4 protein-coding genes are annotated in these 3,805 nt (G+C 50.9%); 3 read left to right on the top strand and 1 reads right to left on the bottom strand.

Going from position 1 to position 3,805, the window contains the following annotated elements; all coding sequences use genetic code 11:
• Window positions 1-376 precede the first annotated feature (376 nt).
• From ACSZPU_RS24140 to ACSZPU_RS24130, 3 genes are all read left to right on the top strand, one after another.
• Complete coding sequence (locus ACSZPU_RS24140; protein WP_499004088.1) at window positions 377-628, top strand: ParD-like family protein; 252 nt, start codon at window positions 377-379, stop codon at window positions 626-628.
• Window positions 625-1,410: a type I methionyl aminopeptidase gene (gene map, locus ACSZPU_RS24135; RefSeq protein WP_499004086.1), complete on the top strand. Its 786-nt coding sequence runs from the start codon at window positions 625-627 to the stop codon at window positions 1,408-1,410. Before ACSZPU_RS24140 ends, map begins: the two co-directional genes overlap by 4 nt.
• A gap of 293 nt (window positions 1,411-1,703) precedes the next feature.
• Window positions 1,704-2,846, top strand: a complete 1,143-nt coding sequence (locus ACSZPU_RS24130; RefSeq protein ID WP_499004083.1) for an iron-containing alcohol dehydrogenase — start codon at window positions 1,704-1,706, stop codon at window positions 2,844-2,846.
• A 58-nt stretch (window positions 2,847-2,904) separates the two neighbouring features.
• Here the strand turns inward: ACSZPU_RS24130 and ACSZPU_RS24125 are convergent, their stop codons facing one another.
• Window positions 2,905-3,504, bottom strand: coding sequence for a TetR/AcrR family transcriptional regulator (locus ACSZPU_RS24125; protein ID WP_499004080.1), 600 nt, complete (start codon window positions 3,502-3,504; stop codon window positions 2,905-2,907).
• Window positions 3,505-3,805: the final 301 nt, after the last annotated feature.

Here is a 3,805-nt window from a genome sequence, read left to right as displayed (position 1 = left end):
CCATAAATTAACCTGCTTTTGATGTTGGATTGAACATATCAAAATCAGGCAATTACACAATTTTATGTACAGGCTCATATTATGCTTCCATCGGGAATAAGGATCTGGCAGCCTGAGTTCCCAACTAAAATACTCTCCAGGAAAACCGGGGCGGTTCAATCCCCTAACCATCAATCAGTTAAAGCTTCTGGAAGATTTTTAGACCGAATCTGTCGCTGCACTGTTCCCGTCTCTCATCACCTCATTTATCACAATCCTGTCACCAGAGAGGTTACCTTTTGGTCACTGTCTCGCTGTGCCTGCCGTTTCTCCCTGCTTCCCTCGCTGCATAATTGGTGTATTATACGTTTCATATATGATTCGTATAAGGTGAAGCATGGGCATTGTTAAAATCTCGGATCTGATGCACGAAAACCTGCGTCTTGCCAGTAACGCACTGAGCCGTTCGATCAACTCGCAGGCAGAGCACTGGCTGAAAATCGGCATGCTTTCAGAGCTGTATCCGCATTTGACGCATCAGGAACTCACCCGCCTGCTGGTTCGGGTGGAGCTTAAGGGCGGCGTTGATATCAATAAGCTTGTTGATGATGAGCCGCTGTCACTGCAAATGGAGCATGAAGCAAATTGACGAACATCAAACTGCACTCTCAGGAAGAGATTGAAATGGCTCGCGCGGCGGGCCACGCTGCGGCAAAAGTGTTGGAAATGATCAAATCCCACGTTCGCGCGGGCGTCACCACCGATGAGATCGACAAGCTGTGTCACGATTTTATTCGCCACGAACTCAAGGTGATTCCAGCGAACATTGGTTACAACGGCTATACCCGTACCGTCTGCACCTCGGTCAATCACGTGGTCTGCCACGGCATCCCGTCGGAGAAACGCCTTAAAGATGGCGACATCATCAACATCGACGTGGCGATTATTAAAGACGGCTGGTACGGCGATACCAGCCGTATGTATTTCGTCGGGGAGCCTTCGGTGCGTGCCAGACGGCTGACCAACATCACTTATGAATCGATGGTCGCCGGAATTAAGGTTGTGCGTCCCGGCGCTACCCTTGGCGATATCGGCGCGGCTATCCAGCAGGTGGCGGAATCCGCCGGTTTCTCGGTGGTGAAAGAGTACTGTGGTCACGGCGTGGGGCAGGTCTATCACGCGGAGCCGCAGATTCTGCACTATGGCCGTCCGGGTAGCGGACTGGTGCTGAAAAAAGGGATGATTTTTACCATTGAGCCGATGATCAACGCCGGTAAAGCCGCCACGAGCGTGCTGTCCGACGGCTGGACGGTGGTGACCAAAGACCGCTCTCTCTCGGCGCAGTGGGAGCATATGGTGGCGGTCACCGACACCGGTTTCGATCTGCTAACGCCCTGGCCGGATCCTTCAGCGGAATACCCAGGGCTGTAATTCCTCCCTCTCTGCTTTCAGGCGGGTTTGACGGTGTCTTTCCCGCCTTTTTCTGCACCTCAAGCCAGCACACCCAGTGAAAACGACGTACAGCGCGAAAAAGTCGGCTGCAGGGACGGTACGATTTAATTCCTCTGCTTTCATCACAAATTCCGCCGGGTATTGCTGCGACAATCACCCGGCGTCATATCAAAGATTTGCTTTTACTCTGCGCACATCTTATTTCCCTTGCCCCTTCCTGCCTGTGCGCAAAATAAAAACCAATCTTTCTTCTTAAATTTTTGGAGTCTTCTATGACACTTTCATTCTCTATTCCGCGCAGTATTATTTATGGCGAAAATGCGTTAGACCATCTGGCCACCTTAAAAGGGAAAAAGGCCGCGCTGGTTACGGGCGGTAGCTCAATGAAACGCTTTGGTTTTCTGGACCGGGCCATCAGCGAGCTGAATAAAGCCGGTATGGAATGCACCGTGATTGATAATGTCGAACCCAACCCGTCTGTGGAAACGGTGTGGCGCGGGGCGAAAGCGATGCTGGAATTCGAACCAGACTGGATTGTGGCGATTGGTGGCGGTTCCGCGCTGGATGCGGCAAAAGTGATGTGGTGTTTCTACGAACACCCGCACCTGACGTTTGAAGACATTATCCCCGTCGGCTCGATGCCCGCATTGCGCAATAAGGCCCGCTTCGTCGCCATTCCGTCAACCAGCGGCAGCGCGTCTGAAATCACCGCGTTTTCAGTCATCACTGATACCGCGAACCACATCAAATACCCGATTGTGGCGGCAGATCTGGTGCCGGATATCGCCATTCTTGACCCAACCATCCCGGCAAAAATGCCGCCGCATGTCACCGTGCATACGGGGATGGACGTTCTGACGCATGCGTTAGAAGCCTATGTTTCTACCGCTTCCAACTCCTTTACCGACCCCTTTGCGGTTGAAGCCATTCGCCTGGTGTTTGAATATCTGGAAATCGCCTATCTGTCGCCGAACGATTTGAATGCGCGTATGCACATGCATAATGCGTCGGCGCTGGCGGGCATTGCGTTCACCAATGCGTCTTTAGGGCTGGTGCATTCCATGGCGCATAAAATTGGCGGTGAGTTCGGTATTACCCACGGTCTGGCGAATGCCATCATGCTGCCGTATATCATTCAATATAATTCTATCTACACCAATAAATACCAGAAGCTGGAGAAAACGCTGGGTATTGGTAATCTGATTACGGCAATTAAGGATCTGAATAAGCGCCTGAATATTCCAGAAACGCTCGGCAATTGTGGTGAGGTTGAGATTAAAGAAGCCGCATTTATGCAGGTACTCGACCGAATGAGCAGCAACGCGGTGGGTGATCCGTGCACCCTGACCAACCCCAATCAGCCGACGGTGCAAGATGTGAAAACCTTATATTCAAGCGCCTATTACGGTGCCTGATTATTAAGCTAATCAGCAATAAAAGCGTATGGTGACATACGCTTTTTTTTGCCCCGATTCAGGCCCGGTAAGCGAGCAGAAAAACCGTCACCGCGCGGGCGGTCACTTCTTCGATTTTCTTGCTATCCGACGCGGGTTCAACCCCGAGGACCACGCTGAGGTACAGTTCGGCTTCCATCAGCCCTTTTAAATGCATGGCGCAAATTCCGCTGTCGGATTTACGCAGTACACCTTCCTCGATTTTTTTGCCCAGATAATCGCTTAACAGCTTCCAGCCACGCTGTGGCCCTTGGGTGTAAAAGCGTTGACCAATGTCGCTGCGCTCTGATTCACTAACGGCCAAGCGCCAGATAGCCAGAATGTTGCCGCTCATAATGGAGGCCAGGTACTGGCGGCCAAATTTATTCAGCGTTTTTTCAATATCTTGTTTCAGGTCTAAGGATTCGAACGCATCGGCGATTTCCCTTTTCGCCGAGGTTTCCATCACGGCTGAGAAGATCTCTTCCTTAGAGCTGAAATAGTTATAGAGCGTCGATTTTGAACCGCCGACGCGGCTGGCAATTTCTGACATCGACGTGTTGTTAAATCCGAGTTCAATAAAGGCTTTGGTGGCAACGTCCAGGATGGTTTGTCGCTTTGTTTCACTCTTAACCCGCATACGCTTCTCTTCTCGCTTCGTCCATCCCGCAAGTTTCGCTTGACTGTGAAGTTATGTCAATTTATAACAAAACCGTACGGTACGGTGCAAAAAAGGACGTATCTTGAACATTCATAACTTACTTACACGCCGCAATCTGTTACCTCCTGGCACCCGATTAACCTTTCTTACCGTCATGCTCATTCTGGCGGGGTGTTCTACCGCGCCGGACAGTTGGCTCGGCCATATTAGGCTGTGTCCCTTAATTGCATAACCTCTTGTAAAACAATCGGATGCAACCCAGCTTGACCATTGAAAGATA

This window comes from Phytobacter sp. V69 (assembly GCF_965644215.1).
Taxonomy (GTDB): domain Bacteria; phylum Pseudomonadota; class Gammaproteobacteria; order Enterobacterales; family Enterobacteriaceae; genus Phytobacter.
The sequence above is the reverse complement of the archived record's forward strand: the minus strand, read 5'-3'. Positions and strand labels throughout refer to the sequence as shown.